The following is a 24041-nucleotide window of genomic DNA, read 5'->3' as shown; positions in this document are numbered from 1 at the left end:
TTATTTTATGGGATTTTGGGACAGGATTAAAACTATATCGCAAGATGCTGATGTGATTAAGAGAAAGACAGAAGCCGAGACTGTAAGCGATTTGATCCGTTCGATAAAAAAGAACATAGAATTAATATTGAATTCAAAGGAAGGGTGTACATTGTGTGCACCCGATTTTGGTTTAAAGGATTTTAATGATGCTACTGCGACGGCAAGCAGTTTAAGCCAAGCAATAATTTCGGATATTCGTTCAAGCTTAGAACGATATGAACCTAGAATTCGAGTGACTAGAATTGAGTATACTCCCGATATGTATGATGTGCTCCAGCTTAATTTTCGTGTTACTTGCATTGTATTATTAAAACAGAAGAGTGAGCTAACAGAGCTGAATATAATTCTAGATAGTTCAAATAAAAAATTCAGGGTTGTATAGATGTCTTTGAAAGAGTTTTTTAGAGCTGAGTTAGATTTTTTGAAAAAGGATGGTCAGCATTTCTCAAAGATTTATCCACATTTATCTCGCTTTTTATCAGATGAGATTGTTGATCCGGAAGCTGAAAGAATAATTGAATCTTTTGCATTTTTGACAGCTCGTTTAAAAGAAAAATTAAAAGATAATTTACCAGAGATAACTCAGTCAATGATTCAGCTTCTTTGGCCAAATTATCTTCGCCCTTTACCCAGTTGTGCGATTTTAAATTTTCAGCCCAAAGAAAGAGCTATTAGTACAAAGCATGTTATCCCCAAAGGCACATTTGTTTCTTCAAAACCAGTTGATGGTACTACGTGTCAGTTCCAGACAACAATGGATGTATCAGTTTATCCGCTCGTTCTAAATAGTGTAACGAGTACATCTGGAACTGAATCAACAATAATTGAATTAGAATTAGAAAATATATCGGATGGAGATTTTTCATCATTACAATGCGATGAGTTATCCTTTTATTTATCGGGTAGTGATTATAGTGCATTGACGACTTATCAGTGGTTTTTTAATTACTTAACGAAGATTTATGTGAAAACTGAAGATAAAATTATTAGTTTACCTCTTGATAGCATAAGTTCGGTGGGATTTGATAAAAGTGAATCACTTATTCCATATCCAGATAATACATTTGAAGGGTATAGGCTAATTCAGGAATTTTTCTTTTTTCCTAAAAAATTCTATTTCTTTAAGCTGAAACAACTACATTTGTATTTAAATACGCTTAGTAAGAAGAATTTTAAAATTGTATTTGAATTCAATCGTGCTTTACCTAGGGATCTTAAATTAACAAAGTTTGATTTTTCTCTTTATTGTGTACCAATAATTAATTTATTTGAACATGATGCAATACCAATAAATTTTGATGGAGTAAAGGATTTATATCCTGTTATTCCTGCAGGTTTTAATAGCGATCATTTTGAGGTGTTTGATATTAAAAATGTATTAACTTCAATTGTATCTAAAGAGTTTTCTTCTAATAAGACATATAATTATCCCAGATTTGAATCATTTGTGCATAACTCATCAATAAATAATAAAGGATATTATAAATCAGTTATTAGAGATAATATTGAAGAAACTAGATATGAACATTATATTTCTTTTGTTTCTAGTATGAATAAGTTGCTGGATAATTCTAGAGAAATAATATCATTAGAGTTAGATTGTACGAATCATAATTTACCAGAGCTCTTGGGGATTGGAGATATTTGTATTCCTTCTCAAAATACACCTTCTTATATTGATTTTAAGAATATTACTTTACCGGTAAAAACAGTTAGAGCAAGTTTGGATGATACATTACATTGGAAGTTGGTTTCTAACCTTTCATTGAATTATTTATCTTTAACGGATTTGGATGTATTAAAAGAAATCTTATCAATCTATGATTTTTCGGGGATTTATGATGTTCAAGCAATGAGAAGAACTGAAAAAAGGTTATCAGGCATAGAGTCAATTCATACTCGACCTATTGATAAAGTTATTAAAGGTATTGTATACAGAGGACAGAAGTCTCAATTAAGAGTAGATAGTAATAATTTCTTATGTGAGGGGGAGCTGTTTTTATTTGGGGCTATTTTAGCTGAGTTCTTTCGATTATATGGAACGATAAACTCCTTTCATATGTTAGAAATTGTGAATACAAATAATAATGAGATATTTAGATGGGAACAAAAAACATCTCTTCAACGAGTGATTTAAAAAAGTTTGGATTTCATCAGCTTGTAGAAGCTATGGCGGACTTATCTTCTGTTGAATTGGATAATTTAGAAAATATTTTAATTAAAGAGTCTATATTTCAGTTTTTTAGTAATCCTAATATTAATTTCCCAATTGGAGATATTGAAAATTTATTAATTATTGAAGAGGATGATAAAAGAAAATTTCAATTTTTAGTCAACTTTCTGGGATTACAAGGCTCCTCTGGTCCTTTACCCGGTAGTATATTAGATGAGATAGCTAAAGAGTTTTATGAAAATGAATTAACTCAGACAAGGTATCTAGATTTTTTTAACCATCACTTAATTGGGATTTTTCATCAGATTTGGCGAAAATATAAGCATTACATTAAATTTAAGAGTGATTTTTCCGATGATTACTCTCGTGATATGTTAAGTTTGATTGGGGTATCTAGGGACTTTCTAGATATCTCTTTGCTTAATTGGAAGAAAATTTTCTATCATATTGGAATGATCCATTCTGGAGTGAGAACTCCTGAGGTAATCGAAAATATAATAAAAACTTATTTTGAGTTAGATGATGTTCATGTTAATGAGCATGTTCGTCAATTGGTTGAGATTGAAAATGATCAAAAAAATCAGCTTGGAATGAGGAATATGGCATTAAGTGGCGATTTTATTTTAGGTGATAAAATTGAATCATATTCAAATAAGTTTAGAATAAATATTAATAATTTATCTCCTGATGAGTTTTATCAGTTTTTACCTAATACATCAAAATACATGCATCTTAGAGAATTAGTTTACTTTCTATTGAAGGATCCATTACCTTACGATATTTCATTAGGATTATATCCTGGGACACAGTCAACATTTGTTCTTGGAGATGAAAACTCAAGTCTTTTAGGTTGGACGACATTGATGAATTTTAGTGGGGAAGAAACCTATAATTTGAGTAATGTTCTCATAGAAGGAGGCATCTAAGTGAACAAACTTTTATTAATGGTAACTGACTCCTTTATGCTTGAACGGGGGACATTGCCATATTGCTATTTTGATTTGTCAGGCGGTTCTATTGGTTCTGGAGTAATAGCGAGATGGAAGATAAATAATCTAAAAAATGAAATTTCAGATATTGAATTTGAAATAAAATACTATAATGCCAGTTTTTGTTTGATTGCTCACTCTGAGCATATTTTTATAAATAATTCAACTAGGTTTCTTCCTCAAGGCAGTATAATTAAGTTGAATGATAATGATCTTATTTCTTTGTTCAATTATAAGATCAGAGCTAAGATTTTTATTAATGAATCTGAAGTTGTAACGTTACAAGATGAGTTATCCTATTTAGTAAATAAAGCCACAGATAAAACGGTACTCAATTTAAATGATAAATATAATGATGATACCTTTATGAATAGGATAGACGGAAATGATGGGTTATTAACCTTAAGGCCTAATGGTCACAATTTGGATCCATTATCAGCATTAAAGAAAAATGATGTTGATGTGAAACTCATTAGTGATACTCATCAAGTGACTCGTGTAGGTTATAAATTTTTTAATCCACACGTTGAAACAGGAACAGAGTATTATGTGCCTTCTGAAGTTAATATGTCATTTGATGAGTTTCAAGTTGATAGTTCGAATCTTAGAAGTGAAATACCATTGTCAAAAGAAGTGCCATCCCTTCAGAAAAGTGATATGAAGCAGGAGGATGTTATATTAGATCCTCTATTTTTTATTAAATAACTAAGGAAATCTTATGAAACTAAAATCTTTATTTCTACTTACTGTGACATCATTAGTTATGATGGGCTGCTCTTTGTCTAACGAACCTAGCGTAAACCCTCGCTTGATTAAACCCTCAACCTATTCTCTTTCTATTTATGCCACAGACCGAGCAAATATTAATGTTTATTCTCCAAAAGATGATTCAGTCACTGCTGTTAGTGATGAAGTTGAAATGGAGTACTCTGATGAGTTTTATGATACCAAGGGGAAATTAAAACGTCCTATTACAATTGATGAATACAGAAAAAATATCACAGCTAATAGTTCTAATACAGATAAGCAAATTATTGAGCAAGAAAAAGGTAAAGCAGATCCTCGTGCAACTCCTGTTATGTTGAAAGTATTTCAGTTAACTGATAAATCTTTGTTTTTAAGTAGCACTTATGATGATTTTAGAGGTAATGATTTTTCTGATTCATTAGGTAAAACTTACATTTCTAACATTGATTTAATTATTGCTCCTAGCCAATTTAGATTCATTGATCCTGAGGACTTAAATGAGAAAACGCACTATATTGGTGTTGTTGCACTTTATAATGGATATGAAAATAGAAAATGGAAAGGAATTGTTCAAGTTAAACCAAAAGGTGGGGAAAGCTACCCTTTATTAATTCGGGTGTTAGATTCAAAAGTTGAAATTTATAAGGATAATTAGCCCATGTCTTTATCGAATCGCGTTTTATGGAAAGAAGGATTATTTATTAGGCCTCAGCATTTTCAGCAAGAGAGTCGTTTTTTGACAAGTCAATTAAAACAAATTATAGATATCTCTGCTTATAATTTAGGTTTTGGAAGTCTCATTCTCGATCAACAGCAGCTTACTTATGGTAAGTTTGCATTAACTCAGTGTAAGGGAGTCATGCCGGATGGAACCCTCTTTGATTTACCTTTAACTGATAGTCTTCCTTCCCCGATAACAATTTCTAGTAGTTTAATTGGTGAAACAATCTATCTTTGTTTGCCTCTAGTTGCTATAGGGGAAAGTGAAGTTAAGTGTTTGGCAAATAATTCGGATATGCTTGATTCTAAAAGTGAGATTATTTTCACAGAAATAAAGGATATACATAGCGAAAATGGAAACTATGCTCAAATTGAACTGCTAAAAAATCAATATTTTTTTAAGTCATCATTAGATGATCTTAGTAATTACGTATCTTTGCCGATTGCCAAAATCAAGGATATTTCTTTAGAGCATCAAGTTGTACTAGATGAAGATTTTTATCCGATGTCATTGCATATTAGTGCAATGCCGCTTTTTGCTAGGAAATTATCAGAATTATCTGATTTGATTGGGTTACGAGCACAAAATATTGTGAATAGAATAGGTCGTCCCGAACAGTCTGGAGTGGCAGATGTTAATGACTTTTTAATGCTCTTAACATTAAATAGAGTGCTACCTATCATTAAAAATATAGTGAAACTAGGTAAGAGTCATCCTTTAAGTGTTTATGAATTTCTAGCCTCTTTACGTAGTGAGCTTGCTACATTTGTATTAAAAGAGCGTTTTTCTGAAACATTTTACGATTATTTACATGATAATCCGGCTCAATCCCTTAATCCATTATTTAGTGATATTAAATCCTATTTAAGTGTTGTAACGAATGCTAAGGTTATTCCATTGCCTATTGTTGCTCATCAGTATGGGATTTATACAGCTCAAGTAAATGATCCATTACTTTATTCTACGGCTGAATTCATCATTGCAATTAAAGCACATTTACAACCGGAGTTATTGAAAAATCAATTTGTTCAACAAACTAAAATTTCAAGTATTGAACAAATTAATCAATTAGTTCATTTACAATTACCGGGAGTACCTGTTCATGCATTACCTGTAGCACCTAGATATTTACCTTATCATTCTGGTTTTATGTACTTCCAGTTGGATAAAACCTCACCATATTGGGAGAATTTAATACGATCGTCTGGTTTTGGCTTTCATATAACAGGAGATTATCCGGGATTAGAGATTGAGCTTTGGGCTATTCGTGGAGAGTTAGCATAATGAGTAATAGAGAATTATTAAATACATATAATCCTTCATTAGATGTTCCCTCAGAGAAGGTCTTTATTAGAAATAATATTCCAGTTATCAATGAAAAAACAGAATTGCTATACGAACAAGTTGGAAATGTTGATTTTGATATTGATTATGATTTCCAGTTGCAATCCGGTTCTTATAATTCCTTAGTTGAACTGGCGAATCCTTTACTGGCTACAGCGCTTCGTTTAAGAAAGCTATCCCATTTAGATGATATCACTGAGTTATATTCTAGAATGAAGAATGAAATTGTTGCTCTAAGCGAAAAAGTAAAAGAGCTTAATTATGATAGCGCATTTCAATTATCGTTCAGGTATTGTTTATGTACTTTTATTGATGAGATGGTTATGGCAACTCCATGGGGAAGTTCGTCTATTTGGGGACAGCGTTCTTTACTAGCTCATTTTCATAATGAAACTTGGGGAGGGGAAAAGTTCTATTCTATTTTGTCTAGAACAATGTTAGAGCCAGAAAAATACCGTGAATTATTAGAATTTATGTATATTTGTCTTGCGTTAGGGTTTAAAGGTCAATATGCCTTGGGTCATCATGGACAAGAAAATATACAAAATATATTGCTAAAATTACAAAAAACATTAAGACCACTGAGAGGTTATGATTATCAGCGAAATCAAAAAATAAATTTATATAAGACTGATTATTCGGTAAAAAAACCGCTTTTATTAAAGCATTTTGTATGGGGCTCACTGTTAGTTTTTGTGTTTATCTATTTCTTGTATAGTATGTTTTTAGATTCGTATTCAACGAGTATTATTAGTAATGTTAATGACATTATGAATTCTATGTAAAATGTTATTGGGGAATTGACTTGAGGTGGCTCATGAAGTGCGATTTTTCTTTTATATATAAATCAATTTTATTTATTTTTTTATCAATAATGTCTTTGGGTGTTTTATCAAAAAATGAAACGGTTAAAGCTGAACAATGTACATTGATAAAATCAAATATAAGCCGTCTTGCTTGTTTTGATAAGGTTTTTAATACACCGGTAGGGACACAAATTCTTGATGATAGACTTATTGCTAATATCATTCCTCGGTTAGTTAGCGACATTTTTATATTAGCAAAAAATGATACGAATGATTCCCAAGAGAATAATCTGGAAGTTGCCTTATCTAGCAATGATGAGCGTGCAGCAATTTATATTACTTGCAAGGATAATATCACGCGGTTTCAGTTAGCTTTAGATCAACCGATTAACCAAAATATGCTAAATGTTCATATAGCAAATAATGATACAAATAAAATTGTATCTAAAATTGACTGGCAAAGTGCTGAACGAGGATATATGTTAGACTCTGGGCGAGGACTGTATGCAATCCAACAATTAAAATCAATTTTATACATTGACTCATTCACAGTAACACTTCCTCAAGAAAATAAAAGCTTTATTTTTAAAAATAATGGATTAGCATCTAGGGTTGCGTCAATCAGAAAAGAATGTGGGTGGTAAGCATGAAATATCAGAATATTTTAAACGATATTAATGATGAAACCCCTGTAGGTATTCCTGATGAAGAGGGAGAGATATTTTCTGCTATTGATGAGCAGGTGATGAAGTTCGGTTCATTACAACATGATAGTATTAATTGGGATATACTAATTAATCGTACAGAACAGTATTTATCTTATACCTGTAAAGATTATAAAGTATTGCAATATTTAGGATACGCTTTATTGCAAAAGAATTTTAAATCTAGTTTTGAAGATTTTTTGCTTTTATTTTCTGCATTTAATAAAAAATATTTTTTTATTGCGTACCCTAAACCTTCAGAAAATAAAATGATTAACCGTTTCAAAGAGAAATCAGTAGGTCTTATATTGGAACGAGTTGAAAGTGCGACCAGCAATAATTTGGATGAAAGATTTTCATCTTTAGAAGGGGAACGTATTGTTGGGGTCATTCAGGAATTAATTTCTCAACTAGCTGAATATATTTCTAATGCGGAGCCTGTTCTGAATCGACTACTTCGTTTTGTTAAAGATCGAGTAGATGCAAGAGAAAAAGTATCTATAAATGAAACGAATTTAGAGCAATATTTGCATAATGTTCAAGTAGATAATATTGCTTCCTTAGAGCAAAATAATATGGTGTCCAATACCTTAAACTTTCCTGAGGTGGCATCAACAGATATGAATAACGTAAGGCAATTAAAGCAGTTTTACTTTCAGGTAGCTGATACAACTTGTTCAATTGATTCATCGTCTGCATTAGGTTACATCAGCCGTCGTTTTGGGCTATGGCATGGTATTGTGCAATTACCTGAAATGAATTCCCTAGGGAATACTATGATGCAATCAGTTCCGCTAGAGAAGGTAATTGATTATAGAGAGCAAGTTGTTTCTTCGCCTAGTATAGCGCTGTTAGAACGTATTGAAAAAACTGTTACAACAAGTCCGTATTGGATTGAGGGGAGCTATTTATCTGCAAAATGTTGTTCAGCCTTGAATTTTGGGGGGGCAGCTGAGGCAATTAAGAATGTGACAAAGCAATTTGTTGATAAATTTTCAATGTTTCATTTTGCAAAATTTCAAAATGGTGAACCTTTTCTTAATGATGTTGTATTAAATTGGTTAAGTGATGAGCCTATAACAAATTCATCAACTCAAGTGCCATCTGTTAATGATTTAATAAATAACTTCGATGAGTGTTATTCATCTGATGGGTTTGTGGCGGTATTAAAACTAATTGATGAACAATTGAAATCAGCTGGTGATATTCGTTCTCGCTCCTATTTACAATTTGAAAAAATACGTTTCTTCTTGAAAGAAGGTATGCGAACAATTGCGATAAATGAGCTATTAGAGCTGATTAGTAGTTCTAAAAAGTGCGTAGTAGAAGAATGGGATAGCATTTTCTTTACTCGTTTAGAACGATTAAAAGATAAATTACTAAAGGATAATGAATGAATTACTTTAAGCAAATACTTGGTCTTTTTCGCCAATTTATAAATCCAATTTTTTCACATCTCAAAAATTCATTTCCTGTACTTTTTGTATTGGGATTGATCATTCTTTTTGTTGGCATCTGGACTTATGGGACATCATGGAGTTTTTCTGGTATAACAAATGAGAATGGCTGGGACTACGAATTTGCAAAGCAAATAGGGGTAGGAAGTAGAATTATTGCAACAACGGGTGTTTTGTTGACCCTAGCTATTATTGCTATTTTAAAACTTCAGTTAAAGAATATTCGTTTATATAAAGAAAAAAATCAGCTGGAGAAAGAGCAAGAAGAGAAGGATACTATCCTTCCTTATATAAAAGGACAAGATGATAACCTTGAAATAATGGTTGAATCATTAAAAGGACGTTTATCTAATAGAGATTATATATATCAATTGCCTTGGTATATGGTTATAGGCTCTCCTCAATCAGGGAAAACCAGTTTTATTAATCGCTCTAATCAAAAATTTACGTTGACAGAAGCTGAAAGAACCTCCAAACGTTATATGCGTGCAAATTCTATGTATCAAGTTGATTGGTGGGCAAGTGATGATGCTATTTTGCTTGAGCCTGAGGGAGGAATGACTCAACAATTGAGTTCAGAGCAAGATCCTGATGGAAAAATAGCAAAAGGATTATGGATGAATTTACTTGATTGGGTTAGTGATATTCGTCCTCAACGTCCAATAAATGGGATTATTTTAGTTGTTGAGCTTCCAAATCTCATTGCATCAAATCATAGTGATAGACAAGCCTTAGCAGTAATATTACGTAATAGAATTAGAGAGATCACAGAACAATTTGGTGCCCGCATACCTGTGTATGTTGTTTTAAATAAATCTGATCTTATTGAAGGTTTTGAGACTTTTTATGGGAATTTAAAGCAAGAAGAACGCCACCAAAATCTTGGTTTTTCCTTTACATTAAATACGGATGCCCAAGTTGATAATTGGACAAAGGAGTTTGCTGATAGTTATTCTTCTTTCGTTAAAGAAGTAGAAGAGGTTATTTTTGATAAGTTGGCCACAACTATCTCTCAAGAAGAACGTGAATCGCTTTATATGTATGCTCGCCAACTAGGTGGAATGCAAAATATTTTACTACAGTTTATCAGTGATGTTCTGGAAAGTGATCGTTTTACTACAACACCTTATGTGAGAGGGGTTTATTTTTCTTCGATATTTCAAGAAGGGATGCCGACAGATTTCTATCAAGCTGCGATTTCTAAGCAGTTTGATTTACCTCATGTTGTGCCAAGTTACTTACCAGAAAGGGCTCAAAGAACATTTTTTACATATAACTTCTTCCAAAATATAATTTATCCGGAAGCCGGCTTAGTCAGTGACAATAAAAAAGAAGTTCGTCGGAATAAACGTAAATTTATTTTAGGAACTATTGGTATTATTGTTTGTGGTGTTTGCATATTGGCAACATGGCAAAATTATTTTTATCAAAATAAAACAGCTTCACTTAAGCTTATTAAATTGACAGATGAATTTCGTCAAATGACTATAAGTCAATCTATGGATCCTACCGGACGTAATTTATTAAAACCACTAAATGTACTGCGCCAAGCTACGTATGCCTATGGTGATTACGAAAAAGCATTACCTATCATTGAAGATTTTGGTTTATATCAGGGGAAAAAAGTCGGTGAAAAAGTAAGTGATGCTTATAAAAAGTTCCTAAGTGAGCGCTTTCTACCTGAAATTGCTATGGGATTAATTGAACAAATGGATGCATTACCAGAGGACAGTAATGAAGGGTTAGAACTGTTACGTGTTTATCGCATGATTGATGATATGGCAAATCGTAAAGCTAATATTCCGGAATCATGGATGGTCAATTATTTACAAAAAAATTACCCTAAAAATCCGGATATTCAGCGTCAACTAATGGCTCACTTTACTTATGCAATGACGTATGTTGACCCTGATTTAAGTATGTTTGATAAAAAAATAGCAGAAAAACAACAAGAATATAGTAAGTTGCCTTTGGCAGATCGTGTTTATCAAAATTTTAAAATTTTGGCTAATACAGAGTTGCACCCGGCGACAGATCTTAAATCTGAAATTGGATCAACGTTTAATACGATTTTTAAAACTGATTTAACGATAGAAGATCCTAAACTGTTTTTTAAAGACAAAAACATTAGTTGGTTCGGTACGTTAATTAGTCCATTGTTTACTGATTGGGCATATAAAGATTTCTATGATCCAAAAACACAAGATTTATTACAATTAGCAGCTATTGATGCTTGGGTTCTTGGTAAACAACAGACTACGAATTACTCAAAAGAGGAGTTAGCGAATTTATCTAAGGAAATTCGAGGGCATTATATTGCTGATTATATTAACTCTTGGCAGGAGGCATTAAATAATCTTGAAATTGTACATTTTGTTGATCTTCGCCATGCAGTGGATGTGCTAGAAGCATTAACCGGTAATGAGAAACCATTGCAAAAAATGGTCAATTTAATTGATAAAAATAGTGATATCTATCCGGGATTGTCTGATGCTAATCTTGAAAAAACAAGTAAAAATACGAATGTTGCGACTGAAAACCAAATAGCATCCTTACAGATTGGCGATCATTTTGCTCCATTAACAAATGAGGTAAAAGCATCTAGTGGTAGTCAGCCACATATTGATGATGTAATGAAAAAGTTATCTGAGCTTAAGTTTTATATGCAAACTATTCAGAAATCACCAGAACCATCACAGACTGCATTAAAAGCTATAATGTCTGAATTGAATTTAGAACGTACAAATCCAACAGTAGATTTGAAACGTTTGGCAGATGAAATGGCTGAGCCGTTATCTACTCAATTAAACCGAGTAGCCGATGAAGCATGGTTATTAGAATTAAAAACAGCATTAAGTGAAATTAATACATTATGGAATCGCAATGTTTATAGTTTTTACCAAAGTAGGATTGCAAACCGTTATCCACTAAACCGTAAAGCTGAGCAGAGTATTTCGTTGGAGGATTTTAGAGATTTCTTTGGACCTAATGGGCGAGTACAGCGTTTTTATAATGATTATTTAAAATTCTTCTTAGAAGATAATGCGGAACTTTCGGTAGTAAATGGTGAAAGTGTAATTTCCTCTGAATTTTTAGCGGCATTTCAGGATCTTCAAGATATTCAAAGAAATTATTTTGACGCATCCGGTAATTTAAGTGTTTCATTTAGCTTAAGACCTTTAGGGCTTTCTGGTAAGTTTACCGCTTCAACCTTTAATATTGATGGTCAATTATTGAAGTATAGCCATGAAGCACCATCGGTGACCCGATTAATTTGGCCAAATACAACACGTCAAGATGTAGAAACAAGTTTAACACTGATTTCCTCAACGGGAGAATCATCTACGTTGCGTCGTATAGGGGATTGGTCTTTATTTAGAATTCTTGATATAGCATCGAAAAAAGTAAATGGGCAATCGGTTGATCTTTCATTTAAATTAAACGGTGGAGCAATTAATTACCGGTTAATGGTTGATAACGGATCAAATCCTTTCTTTAATAATATGTTAAGCGGTTTTAGATTACCGTCTAAATTGCTTGATCCTGAGAGGGAGCCTAAGGGGTTATTAGAGCCGCTAGATAGCCCTGATGAATCAGATTCTTTAGAGAGGAATGTACTCTAATTACTAACTTGATTGGGGGAGGTTTTATTCTCCCCCTTTTTCATCAAGTGCTTTGTTTACGATGTCATTTCGTTATACATAAAATAAAAAAGCTAAATAGACAACTATTTAGCCTTTTAATCGTTTTAGTTACATTAAACTTGAGGTCTACGCCAGTCATCAGAACCTGATGTACCTGCGATAGTGTGATCCCAATTAATTTTACGATAACTCATACTTACTTCTAATAATTGAGTATATGGCGCATTTTTTGGGTCTTGTGCATTTGGCATCACTAAGTTCATATCTACAATCACCGCATCTTCTAGTACAGTAGAGAAGAATTCTTCTTGGCGACCATCAATAGAAGTACGATACCAAGTTACTTCAACTTTAGGTAACATTTCACCAGAAGCTAAAGCATTGTACATTAACGGTACCGCTTTATTTAATGAACAGGTGAATTTAAACGCTTTGTGAACTCGCTGACCGGAAGGCTGGCCTGATTGGGGATCGGTTGGAACAGTAACGATATGGCTAATCGCTTGTGCCATGATTTGATCTTCATGACCTTCAACATAAACATTACCGACAGAATCTTCGGTAAATGCGCCTGCTGTAATTTTCCCTTGGTTACTACCTTCAATGGAAATAAATGCTGGTGTAGGCATAAAATTCTCCTAATGACTTTAAAGATTAAACAGTTTTGTCCTTAATAGACAAGCCTAACTATATCAAATTAAACGCTCTTTAACATTAAATTTTCATCAAAATAAGTAAATTTTTAAAGGTATCAAATAAAAAATAAGAGTATAAATAATCGTAGTCTAAAGTGCGGTTAAAATCATTCCGGTTTTTTAATTTGATTGTCCAGTTCTTGATCTTCAAGTTGTTGATTAACCCGCTTTTGATAGCCGTGCATGGTATTAAACCAGCCTTGTTTTTGATTTTCGGTTTTTTGCAGCCATTTTTCGAGGGCATTATCCAAGGCGATTTGGGCTTTTTTGTGGGAAAAACAGCAAGGCAAAAGGCGGCGAAATTGCAAAAGGTGATTGCCGGATAGCTGCCAAAGACTTTAAATCGCTTGCCGATATATTGAAGAAATTCGGGGTTTTCTTCCGTTAAATAGGCTTGAACGGCAAGTAAAATATGGTCGTTATGTTGTTCGTTTGGGATGGGGTAAACACCGGCATAATGGTGTGCTGGTTCTTTTTCCCCTTGAGTCAAAATATCAAAACGTAAAGAAAAACGCTTTCCACCGCCAAAAGCATATAAACCGAATTTATCGTAAACCAAGCCGGCTAAGGGNTTGCCCTTTTCAGGCACATAGGCAATTTCAAAGGTTTTTCCAATACTTTGCCAATAAATCAGGCGTTTTTTACGGTTTACCCGAATNCCGTTCATCCTTGGGAAAAAGATGAGGAAAATAACAAAAGGAATCCAAATAAAATGAAAGTATGCTCTAATTCTTTCTAAAATTCTTTTATCTATATGCTCTTTTTTAAATTCGTAATAAGATAATGTTTTGTAGTTTGGAAACATTTTTGAAAACTCAGGACCAGTCGTCGTCATTACATGTTCTTTATATTCGGATAGTAGTCGTTCATCAGGGGAAAATGCCCACATGAAATCTTCTTGAATAGTATTAATTTCTCTGCTAAATGGCACTATTCCATGGCTAGTATCAAAATACATACCAACACAGAGCATACCCACTAAGATTGTCCGAACAAATCCACGAATATAGCCATCAAAGGTGGATAACCTTATCTCAATTTCATCTTTTCCGCATTTTCGGATGGAAAAGCCTAAATCTTTATAATCTTGTTTTTGCATATTCTTTATCTCATGTTAATTTCTTGATGTATTGAGTACAGAGAAATAAAACTTGCTAAAAAACGACCGCACTTTAAAAGTGCGGTTAAAATCATTCCGGTTTTTTAATTTGATTNTCCAGTTCTTGATCTTCAAGTNGTCGATTAACCCGCTTTTGATAGCCGTGCATGGTATTAAACCAGCCTTGTTTTTGATTTTCGGTTTTTTGCTGCCATTTTTCGAGGGCNTTATCCAAGGCGATTTGGGCTTTTTTGTGGGAAAAACAGCAAGGCAAGGCGGCGAANTTGCAAAANGTGATTGCCGGATAGCTGCCAAAGACTTTAAATCGCTTGCCGATATGTTGAAGAAATTCGGGGTTTTCTTCCGTTAAATAGGCTTGAACGGCAAGTAAAATATGGTCGTTATGTTGTTCGTTTGGGGTGGGGTAAACACCGGCATAATGGTGCGCCGGTTCTTTTTCCCCTTGGGTCAAAATATCAAAACGTAAAGAAAAACGTTTTCCACCGCCAAAAGCATATAACCCGAATTTATCATAAACCAAGCCGGCTAAAGGGTTACCTTTTTCAGGCACATAGGCAATTTCAAAGGTTTTTGTAATACTTTGCCAATAAATCAGGCGTTTTTTACGGTTTACCCGAATACCGTTCATTCTTGGGAAAAATATGAAGAAAATGGCAAAAGGGATCCAAAATATCTTAAAAAATAATTTTGACCAAGGATGTTGGGGAAGAATGTCATTTTTATATTCTTCGTATAAAGCTGGGGGGGCTGCGTAAGGATCTTTTTCTTGTAGTCTAATTTGATAATTTGCTTCTGCTATCTCTTTATATTCCATATATTGGGGATATGCGAGCTTATCGGGATTGGTTGCCCAATGATAAGCTCTTAAAACATTATTTATTTCCTGACTAAATGGCTTTATTCCATGACTGGTATCAAAATATGAACCGACACAGAGCATACCCACTAATATTGCCCGAACAAATCCACGAATATAGCCATCAAAGGTGGATAACCTTATCTCAATTTCATCTTTTCCGCATTTTCTTATGGAAAAGCCTAGCTCTTTGTAATCTTGTTTTTGCATATTCTTTATCTCATATTAATTTCTTGAAAGGATGATGAAAAACGGGATTCCGATCCCTGATAGTCAGACATGGATACTTTTATTTTGATGGTATGAACCTGTTTTTCATCCATTGTTAAATACATTGGATCTTCTGTGTTGAGTAAATAAAGATTTTCCCATGGTGTTTTAAAGTGAAGCAGGGCTTTACCCGGTTCAATATATTCAATTTGATGAGGTTGTTTTTCATACTCCCAATAGCCGTTAATTTGTAATTTTTCAACTTTTATTGATTGTGCCAATTCATTGTTCATAATTGCAGGATGCCCAACAAGAATGCTCTTTGATGTCTCTTTTGATAGAATGATTTCTTCTTTAAATTGGAAATAGCGTTGCATTTCTATGTGATAATATTTCAATATATTATAGTGTTCACTTTGATTGTTAAATAAACTAACATCAAAAATAAATTTCTTGAAGTTATCCATAGAGGCTCTTTGCTTTTCCCATTTAAATTCTCCAACAGCATTACCCCAATAAAATTCACTATCCCCCCAGTATCCATTCTCAATCCAAAGCTCAATATCTTCTTTTTTCAAGGAGGAGAAAATGATGCCCACAAAAATCATAGCAAGCCCAATATAGATATTTAAACGGGCAAGTAAGGTTAAGCGACTGATAAGTGCGGTCTGTTTTCCGGCTAAAATCCCTAATGCGCCAAAGGCGGTTTCGACAGTTAAACCGCCTATGCCTCTCAACATTGCACCATAGCCGGAAAAGTTATCGCCTTTGTAATTTGCTTCTTTCCAGTTACCGTATTCAACCAATGCACCAATCGAAGCAAATAGGGTATTCGCGCTCATTAAAGAGGCTCTAAAACGGGTGAAATATCGATCGAATTTATCCGGTGTTTTTGCCGGATCAAGTATGATGATCTCTTTGTTAGGTAAATTTTCAACGGCCGAGTAAATTCGTTTGGTTAATTGTTTACTATATCGTTCTAGCCCGCTTTCCGTGTTTGCCGCCTCTTGTGCAAGTATTAGCATTAAGGAAAGCGTTGGATCATTGGCTAAACGCCCTTCTAAGGTTTTGCTTTTATCTTCGGAGAAGAAATCAAAAATCGGTGCAAAAGCCAATAACTTGGTTAGACCGGCATATGTTCCGGCACTTTCTTGGAAAATTGATGTTGTTATCGGATTTTGTGTGATTGACGGCAAATTATTTTTATCTTTTACCAGCTTGAATCGCTCACTGATTTTTTTCATATTTTTAGGCGGCTTCACTTTATTTTCGCCATGCTTGCCATTATCTTTTAAATGAATCTCTTGCGTATAGGGGTTCACTTGATAAACTCGTCGAATTTGTTCGCTTAAGGCAAGTGTTCCACGTTTCCCCCGATAGTCTTTGATATACACTTTATCAATCATAATATCGACAAATAAATCATAAGCCGATATATCAAAGGTATTGGCTTTGGCGAGGGTTTCTAATACGCTAAGAATTTTTTCCAGATTATCAAAATGATCTTTTAATAAGCCATTGAGATTGTGATCAATTTGCTCGCTCGGTGGAAAATTGAATTTGTCCTCTTGCGTAGTTAATGAAGCGAGTATCGCATTACGCCCGTAAGAGGTAAAATCAAGCCCAAACAATAAACCGTGCATAAATAAACACCAGTTGGAGGCTGATTTTTCAGAGGATTGGGTGAGCAAAATATGACGAAGCATAGCAAGGCGTTGCGGAATATTATCGCTATTTAAATGTTTTACCATCACATTTGCTAAATTTTTGAAAGGCAAACCGTACAGGCTGGGAATCATCGCCATTTTATGAATCGCATTCATTCCTTTAATCTCATTCGGGTTCAGTTCTAGGTCTTTCGCAATCACATCAAAAATTTCTTGATCGCTATTGGCTGACAAGTGGCCTTCATGGATAGGTAATTTGCGATAATAAGATTGCAATGTATCGTCTTGTCTTTTTGAATACCATGCTGCCGAACCGTTAGTGAGAGATGCGTCATAATGATATTTATCTTTCCAATGTTCACTTAATACATGACTGTGAATGAGCTCTGCGGTCATGATTGCGTATTCGTATTTTCTGAGTTTATCTTGACGCAGTTGCATTAGGTGGTGATGGTAATTGGATAAATCCCGTGCCGTACCGATAGAATCCTCAACAGGGACGATAAATCCTTTTCCCGATTCAGAATGAAGATGAATCGGCTTGCCGGTTTTTCCAATAGGGAAAAAACGATATAAATTACTTATATCTTTATTGATAGGGAGAGCATCATTTGAAAAGTCTTTAACGTATTGTTCAAGATTATCCAGAGAGGTAACGCCGGAACCTTGTGATAAATTAACCCGTCTCATCCAGATTTTTCTACTGCTGTCATCTTTCATTAATGTGGATAATAGCTCGGGAGATAACAGCATATCGCTATAAAGAATATCAATCGTACTCGCTGATTTTGGTAACTCAATGTATTGTTTGGCGACAAATATCATGGGTGGATGGGCTTTAGTCGGCTTTTCATTGAGGCTTTTGGAATAAAAAAGCTGTCGGAAAGAATAGGGGATGTCTTCATTATCCTTTGTGAATTCGGGAGACGAATATTTATAAAGATAAAGCTGATAATCATCAGATGTATAACTTGCCTCATTATTCTCACCGATATTGAGGGTGAGAATATAGATATACCCGTCACGTAAACGGCGTAACTCATAGTCTGGTGAGCCTTCAGGCTCAGGTAACCCTTTGGGCAGGGATAATGGTTCTGCAGAAAGGGCGGTTTTTGCTAATCGTGCGGATGTCAGTGCCAAACGAGCAGGATAAATAATATTTTTTTCCTGACATTGTTTTATAGGGGAAATATTTTTAGCAACTTGTTTATCAATAGATTGTTTAGCCATTGTGTCTTTACTTTAATTTTTTGTACAAAAGTGTGGTAATTTCATCTTTATTATACCCTTGTTGGATAAAAGATGATTTCAGTACATCAAGGTTTATCTGTTTTTTATCTGAGTAAAATAATGCTAATGCGTAGAAAATGATCGTTTTTTTATCTTCATATCCGTGAATCACTGCGTTATCGAGATAATCCAATAGCCGATTTTTATCTTCTTCTAGGAAATTATCGTTGTAATTTAGCCAGATTTCATCTAAATAGTCCTGTCTTGTTTCCAACCATTTCTTATTTTTAAACCCCTCCAATTCCCAATCTGTCATTACCACAGATGCAGGCAAGGTATCCTCAGGGAGTGCTTTTAATGTGTAGTAATGAAAACTATCGCCAAAGCCTGAGCCAAAGGCATAAATAATGTTGTTATCATAACCGAAAAACTTATGCAATTTTTCCGGGCGTTTAGCGATGATGTTGAGGTAATCCCGTAGGACTTTTGGATCATAAAAACGGAAGAAGTGCCATTTCCCACGCTCATCTTGTAGCATAGGGAACTTACGCAGATGTTGATAAACCGAATCAAAATCAGCATAAGAATGAATAAAAATACCAAGATTATCTTCCCAGTTAAACTCGTGTAGGGCGGATTTTAAACTAAATAATCCCATCATTTCACCGGTGTGGATATGGGCTTCATCACGAATCACTTCAATGAGATAAGGTGCAACCTTTGCCGTATCATCGCCAAATTTACCTTGGAATAGGCTTTTCATTTTAGCTTTCAGACTGAGCGAATGAAAGAACTGTATTTTGTTGGCATCGAGTACAAAATAGGTTTTTAGACTAAGGGGAGGATTTTCATTATGGGAATATTGGTCGAGATGACGTTTTTGCACGGACTCATCAATTTTGGGTTGAGGGAAATGGAAAGTCGGGGGATTGTGCCGATTTTGAAAATCAAGCAGATTGGGAGGAATTGGAAAATCCGGCCATAAAAGCAGTGCAATCGATTCAGGGGCGAAGAGAGCCGGAATACGGTTAAGCTGCATATCAAGTGGTTCTACGTTATCAATCACATGACAATCCAGATATTCAATGTCTTCTTCAATCTGCACTTGAGGGGCTTCATCATTTAGCGGGATTACACGTATTTCCTCTTCGGTAAGGGTGGCGGCTTGGTGGAGTAACCAGGTTCTTCCGTGACGTTGAAAAAAGATATTTGCCGGAATGGGGGCAAGTTGAAAACGAATGTGAGCAGGCTGTTGAGAAAAATGCTGTTGTGCGCGTTGTTCAAATTCTTCACTTGTTTGAACAAAGGCAGCTAATGCGACAAATTGGTCGGATTGATGGGCACGTTGCACATGAGCAGTGGCAAGCCAAAGTGATTTTTCCATAATAAAACCCAAAAATTAAAAATAATAAAATGAAACTGACCGCACTTTAAAATAAAAGTAAAAGTGCGGTCAAGATTTTAGGTGTTTTTATCACGAAAAATCAGGGTTATTCAATATGAACTTGATATTCCTCTTTTTCGAAATTAAGGGTGATGTTTGTCATTTTCTCTCCGCTTGCGATACGTTGCAGTAAAGCTAAAGAAAGTGGCGGTAAGAGCTGACTTTCTAAAATCGCATCCACTAATCGCGCACCATTGGCATCGGCTTCACATTGTTGTTCTATATGTTCAAGAATATTAGGGGCGATACTGAAAGCGGCTTTATAACGTTCAGAGACTAATTTTTCTAATTTAGCCAGTTTTGCTTTCACAATGCGTTGCATTACATCAGTGCTTAAATAGTGGTATTGAACGATTTGCATGCGCGCCAATAATGCCGGTTTGAAGAACGCGAGGAGAGAGCGGCGAAGTTCTTCATCGGTTTTCACGACAAAACGGTCGTTAGCGGCATCGAAGCCACAGTTTGAAGTGAGCATAAAGAGAATATTTTTACAATCAATCAAACGACCTTCACCATCGGCAAGTTCGCCTTTATCAAAGGCTTGATAGAATAAGTTGAGTACGTCCGGATGGGCCTTTTCCACTTCATCTAATAGTACGATGGAGTAAGGTTTTTGGCGAATGGCCTCGGTAAGCAAACCTCCCTCTCCATACCCCACATAACCCGGAGGTGAGCCGATTAAGCGTGATACAGTATGTTTTTCTTGATATTCAGACATATTAATCGTGGTGAGGAATTGTTTTCCTCCAAAAATATGTTCAGCAATTTGAATAGCTGTCTCGGTTTTCCCTACACCACTTGGACCTACCAGTAATAAGGCTCCGAGAGGCGTACCTGCACGGCGTAAATCCGCCATAGCGGTAAGTAGATTTTTGTGAATTTGTTCAATGGCTTGCGATTGGCCTTTAATGTTGTCATTAAGAATTTCAGGAAGCTCCGTTAATTTAGTGAGTTCATCCCCTGTCATGCTATTGACAGGAATACCTGTTAAATCGGCAATGACAGCGGTAATCTGTTTACTTCCCACCTCAGCGTGAATTAAACACTCCTCAGGTTTTATTGCTTCATATTGAGCTTTTTTGGCTTTTAGCTGTGTAGTCCATTCTTGACGTTCCTCTTCCGTATATTCTGTTTCAGAATCAGAGAGTTTTTCGCGTAATGATAGAATTTCTTCAACTAGCGCTTTTTGTGTTTCAAATTGTGTAGAAAGCGTAATTTTTTCTTCCGTTAGTTCCGAAAGTTGGTTTTCTAGTTTGCTTTTTACATGACTATCCACGGTCTCGCCTAGTTGATCATCACGCTCAAATTCGGCGATAGCAACGTTAATTTCATGAATTTTATTGTCCAAATAGCTCAGGCGTTTAGGCGGCGTATCTTTTGCTGTGGAAACACGGGCGCAGGCGGTATCTAAAATATCGATGGCTTTGTCCGGTAATTTTTTAGCCGCAATATAACGAGCTGAAAGTTTCGTGACTGTTTCAAGTGCTTCACCCGTGATATAAACACCATGGGCTTTTTCATAGAGTGGCTTCAAACCACGCAAAATGACAATGCTTTCCTCAATGGAAGGTTCATCAACCTTCACTAATTGAAAACGACGGGAAAGAGCCGGATCTCGTTCAACATATTTTTTATATTCCGACCATGTAGTTGCGGCAATCGTACGAAGTTCGCCACGAGCAAGTGCCGGTTTTAATAGATTTGCGGCATCATTTCCGCCTTCATTGCCGCCGGCACCGATGAGTGTATGTGCTTCATCAATAAAAAGGACAATTGGCGTTGTGCTGTTTTTTACAAAATCAATTACGGATTTTAAACGTTTCTCAAATTCCCCTTTAATGGAGGCGCCGGATTGTAACGCGGCAAGATCGAGACTCCATAATTCAACATGTTGTAAATGAGGGGGGACTTGTTTATTGACAATACGTAATGCTAATCCTTCAATCAATGCACTTTTTCCCACACCGGCATCGCCCACAATAATGGGATTATTTTTTCTGCGGCGAGAAAGAATATCGATCATTAAATCAATTTCTTGATCACGGGCTAAAACAGGATCGGTTTCCCCATTTGCCGCTTTCTCTGTTAAGTTTTCAGCGAAACGGGATAAATCGGAAATATCGGTATGAATATGTTTATTTGTCGCAGTATTTTCTTGTAATACCTGAGATTCTGCTGATCCTTTTGCCAATTCAAGCAAAGATTGTCGCAAGGTTTCTTTATTGATTTGGTTTAAGAAACTTGCGACTGAGGTCGGTAAATAGCGAGAGGCGTTTAGTGTTAATGCAAGAAAAATAGTGGCACTTCTAATTTTGGATTGTTCAAACTCAAGAGAACCGAGCAACCAGGCTTCTTGCAACATTTCAACTAAAAGTGGGGAAAAACTGGGAATAGAGTCGATATTGGTATTTGAGTTTTGGTTTCTGTGCAATAAAAGTTCGGTCAATTCTTCATGGGATATATTGAGCTTGTTGAGAATAAAACGAATATCAGAGAAGGGATTATCTAACGATTTAAGCAGTAAATGGGCTGGCAGAATTTCAGATTCTCCACAACTGATAGCATAGGCTGCGGATTCTTCCAACATTAATTTTGAAACATCATTCAATGCAGCTAAGGTAGCGGATAAGTTAATTTTTATCATGATGCGTGATCCTTTAATGAAGCAATTAGATATATTAGAACCCAAGTATTCTATTTTTTTACATGTAATTTGACCACAACTATTTTAATTATTTGGAAATGTGCAAAATAAAGTGTTTTACATTATACAGGTTGCGTTTTATTGTTTGAAACTGAGGATAATAACCATGGCAACCCAAGCCGACTCAAATGGTATTATTTATTTTCCAATTCATCCAATACATTTTCTTTTGCTGCATCTAAATATTGAACCATTGACCAAACCGTTAAAATAACGGCTACATAAAGTAAAATGATTGCTAAAATTTCCATATAAATATTGTAACGCCATAATAAACCACCTAGCGCAAGCATTTGAGAAGTTGTTTTGACTTTGCCTAGCCAAGAAACCGCCACTTTGTTACGCTCGCCTAATCCTGCCATCCATTCACGCAAGGCAGAAATGATAATTTCGCGGGAAATCATAATAATTGCCGGGATTGTGATCCAAAATGAGTGTTGATGTTCCACTATGAGAACAAGTGCCGCTACCACCATCACTTTATCTGCCACAGGATCTAAAAATGCACCAAAACGGCTGGTTTGTTTCCATTTACGTGCGAGATAGCCATCGAGCCAGTCAGTAACTCCCGCAATAAAGAAAATAAGAGTCGTAATAAATGGAGCGGATTCAATTGGTAAATAAAACGTGATCACAAAAAAGGGGATCAGAATGACACGAAAAATCGTCAGGAAAATAGGAATATTAAATCTCATAGAAAATTAACCGCACTTTGGTCACAGATAGAGCTATTCTAAAGGATCTCGAAATATAAAAAAAGCCACATAATGTGGCTTTATTATAAAGGCTTAGTAAAGATTACAATTTGTCGGCATTTTGTTTTAAATATTTAGCCACACCTTCAGGGCTGTCTTTCATGCCTTCTTTACCTTTTTCCCATTGTGCAGGACAAACATCGCCATGTTCTTCGTGGAATTGTAAGGCATCAACCATCCGTAACATTTCGTCAATATTACGACCTAAAGGAAGGTCATTAACGATTTGGTGGCGAACAACCCCGTTTTTGTCAATTAAGAATGAAGCGCGTAATGCTACACCTTCGGTTGGATGTTCAATACCATATGCTTGGGCGATCTCATGTTTGACGTCTGCCGCTAATGCATATTTTACCGGACCGATACCGCCATTTTCAGTCGGTGTGTTGCGCCATGCGTTGTGGGTAAATTGGGAGTCAATTGATACACCTACAACTTCAACACCACGTTTTTTGAATTCTTCATAACGGTGATCGAATGCAATTAATTCGGAAGGACACACGAAAGTGAAATCTAATGGGTAGAAGAAAATTACCGCTGCTTTTCCTTCAATATGTTTTTTGAAGTTAAAATTATCAACAATTTCACCATTGCCTAAAACCGCAGATGAAGTAAAATCTGGTGCTTGGCGAGTTACTAATACCATAGTCATTATCCCTCTTAATAAAAGTTAATAAAAATTTTGCTGATGCAAAAGTGAGTTCCACATTCTAGAAGATTTGACCGCACTTTT

General features: G+C 35.1%; 16 protein-coding genes. 10 read left to right on the top strand and 6 right to left on the bottom strand.

Features of this window, described 5'->3' with window-relative positions; translation table 11 throughout:
• The first annotated feature begins 7 nt into the window (after positions 1–7).
• Genes tssE through tssM form a run of 10 tightly spaced genes read left to right on the top strand, consistent with a single transcriptional unit; the run spans position 8 to position 12606 of the window.
• The gene (gene tssE, locus A3GE_RS0102930) at positions 8–424 is read left to right on the top strand and encodes a type VI secretion system baseplate subunit TssE (protein WP_018355784.1); all 417 of its coding nucleotides are present in this window, start codon (positions 8–10) and stop codon (positions 422–424) included.
• Positions 425–2179, top strand: coding sequence for a type VI secretion system baseplate subunit TssF (tssF, locus tag A3GE_RS0102925; protein ID WP_018355783.1), 1755 nt, complete (start codon positions 425–427; stop codon positions 2177–2179).
• Entirely contained in the window at positions 2143–3141 is a 999-nt protein-coding gene (gene tssG / locus A3GE_RS0102920; protein WP_018355782.1) for a type VI secretion system baseplate subunit TssG, read from the top strand. The genes tssF and tssG overlap by 37 nt, the downstream gene beginning before the upstream one ends.
• Positions 3142–3909: an FHA domain-containing protein gene (locus A3GE_RS0102915; RefSeq protein ID WP_018355781.1), complete on the top strand. Its 768-nt coding sequence runs from the start codon at positions 3142–3144 to the stop codon at positions 3907–3909.
• 13 nt (positions 3910–3922) lie between these two features.
• On the top strand, positions 3923–4606 hold the full coding sequence (tssJ, locus tag A3GE_RS0102910; RefSeq protein WP_018355780.1) for a type VI secretion system lipoprotein TssJ: 684 nt from the start codon (positions 3923–3925) through the stop codon (positions 4604–4606).
• A 3-nt stretch (positions 4607–4609) separates the two neighbouring features.
• Entirely contained in the window at positions 4610–5956 is a 1347-nt protein-coding gene (gene tssK / locus A3GE_RS0102905) for a type VI secretion system baseplate subunit TssK (RefSeq protein ID WP_018355779.1), read from the top strand.
• Positions 5956–6801, top strand: coding sequence for a type IVB secretion system protein IcmH/DotU (gene icmH / locus A3GE_RS0102900; RefSeq protein WP_018355778.1), 846 nt, complete (start codon positions 5956–5958; stop codon positions 6799–6801). Before tssK ends, icmH begins: the two co-directional genes overlap by 1 nt.
• A 32-nt stretch (positions 6802–6833) precedes the next feature.
• Positions 6834–7466 carry a type VI secretion system-associated protein TagO gene (locus A3GE_RS0102895; RefSeq protein WP_018355777.1) on the top strand — a complete coding sequence of 211 codons (633 nt, stop codon included), beginning with the start codon at positions 6834–6836 and terminating at the stop codon, positions 7464–7466.
• 2 nt (positions 7467–7468) lie between these two features.
• A complete protein-coding gene (locus A3GE_RS0102890; protein WP_026215363.1) occupies positions 7469–8923 on the top strand; it encodes a TssA family type VI secretion system protein in 1455 nt (484 codons plus the stop codon).
• On the top strand, positions 8920–12606 hold the full coding sequence (gene tssM, locus A3GE_RS0102885; protein WP_018355775.1) for a type VI secretion system membrane subunit TssM: 3687 nt from the start codon (positions 8920–8922) through the stop codon (positions 12604–12606). Before A3GE_RS0102890 ends, tssM begins: the two co-directional genes overlap by 4 nt.
• Before the next feature lie 134 nt (positions 12607–12740).
• Here tssM and A3GE_RS0102880 read toward each other — a convergent pair whose 3' ends face one another.
• The 6 genes from A3GE_RS0102880 to A3GE_RS0102845 all read right to left on the bottom strand — a co-directional run bounded on the left by A3GE_RS0102880 (position 12741) and on the right by A3GE_RS0102845 (position 23954).
• The gene (locus A3GE_RS0102880) at positions 12741–13256 is read right to left on the bottom strand and encodes an Hcp family type VI secretion system effector (RefSeq protein ID WP_018355774.1); all 516 of its coding nucleotides are present in this window, start codon (positions 13254–13256) and stop codon (positions 12741–12743) included.
• A gap of 2257 nt (positions 13257–15513) precedes the next feature.
• The gene (locus A3GE_RS0102865) at positions 15514–18405 is read right to left on the bottom strand and encodes a toxin VasX (RefSeq protein WP_018355772.1); all 2892 of its coding nucleotides are present in this window, start codon (positions 18403–18405) and stop codon (positions 15514–15516) included.
• Positions 18406–18412: 7 nt separating this feature from the next.
• Positions 18413–19789, bottom strand: a complete 1377-nt coding sequence (locus A3GE_RS0102860; protein ID WP_018355771.1) for a DUF4123 domain-containing protein — start codon at positions 19787–19789, stop codon at positions 18413–18415.
• 106 nt (positions 19790–19895) lie between these two features.
• A complete protein-coding gene (tssH, locus tag A3GE_RS0102855) occupies positions 19896–22493 on the bottom strand; it encodes a type VI secretion system ATPase TssH (RefSeq protein ID WP_018355770.1) in 2598 nt (865 codons plus the stop codon).
• Between the two features lie 194 nt (positions 22494–22687).
• Entirely contained in the window at positions 22688–23248 is a 561-nt protein-coding gene (pgsA, locus tag A3GE_RS0102850; protein ID WP_018355769.1) for a CDP-diacylglycerol--glycerol-3-phosphate 3-phosphatidyltransferase, read from the bottom strand.
• 103 nt (positions 23249–23351) lie between these two features.
• Positions 23352–23954: a peroxiredoxin C gene (locus A3GE_RS0102845; RefSeq protein WP_026215361.1), complete on the bottom strand. Its 603-nt coding sequence runs from the start codon at positions 23952–23954 to the stop codon at positions 23352–23354.
• Between the last annotated feature and the right edge of the window lie 87 nt (positions 23955–24041).

Origin of the sequence: Rodentibacter pneumotropicus DSM 21403 (assembly GCF_000379905.1) — a bacterium.
Taxonomy (GTDB): domain Bacteria; phylum Pseudomonadota; class Gammaproteobacteria; order Enterobacterales; family Pasteurellaceae; genus Rodentibacter; species Rodentibacter pneumotropicus.
This window is presented reverse-complemented; position numbering and strand designations above follow the sequence as displayed.

Coding starts and splice junctions, on each gene's coding strand:
- A3GE_RS0102895 (WP_018355777.1), top strand. CDS start 6,834: ATGAAGTGCGATTTTTCTTTTATATATAAATCAATTTTATTTATTTTT.
- tssK (WP_018355779.1), top strand. CDS start 4,610: ATGTCTTTATCGAATCGCGTTTTATGGAAAGAAGGATTATTTATTAGG.
- A3GE_RS0102880 (WP_018355774.1), bottom strand. CDS start 13,256: ATGCCTACACCAGCATTTATTTCCATTGAAGGTAGTAACCAAGGGAAA.
- A3GE_RS0102845 (WP_026215361.1), bottom strand. CDS start 23,954: ATGGTATTAGTAACTCGCCAAGCACCAGATTTTACTTCATCTGCGGTT.
- icmH (WP_018355778.1), top strand. CDS start 5,956: ATGAGTAATAGAGAATTATTAAATACATATAATCCTTCATTAGATGTT.
- tssG (WP_018355782.1), top strand. CDS start 2,143: ATGGGAACAAAAAACATCTCTTCAACGAGTGATTTAAAAAAGTTTGGA.
- A3GE_RS0102890 (WP_026215363.1), top strand. CDS start 7,469: ATGAAATATCAGAATATTTTAAACGATATTAATGATGAAACCCCTGTA.
- tssM (WP_018355775.1), top strand. CDS start 8,920: ATGAATTACTTTAAGCAAATACTTGGTCTTTTTCGCCAATTTATAAAT.
- pgsA (WP_018355769.1), bottom strand. CDS start 23,248: ATGAGATTTAATATTCCTATTTTCCTGACGATTTTTCGTGTCATTCTG.
- tssE (WP_018355784.1), top strand. CDS start 8: ATGGGATTTTGGGACAGGATTAAAACTATATCGCAAGATGCTGATGTG.
- A3GE_RS0102860 (WP_018355771.1), bottom strand. CDS start 19,789: ATGGAAAAATCACTTTGGCTTGCCACTGCTCATGTGCAACGTGCCCAT.
- tssH (WP_018355770.1), bottom strand. CDS start 22,493: ATGATAAAAATTAACTTATCCGCTACCTTAGCTGCATTGAATGATGTT.
- A3GE_RS0102865 (WP_018355772.1), bottom strand. CDS start 18,405: ATGGCTAAACAATCTATTGATAAACAAGTTGCTAAAAATATTTCCCCT.
- tssJ (WP_018355780.1), top strand. CDS start 3,923: ATGAAACTAAAATCTTTATTTCTACTTACTGTGACATCATTAGTTATG.
- tssF (WP_018355783.1), top strand. CDS start 425: ATGTCTTTGAAAGAGTTTTTTAGAGCTGAGTTAGATTTTTTGAAAAAG.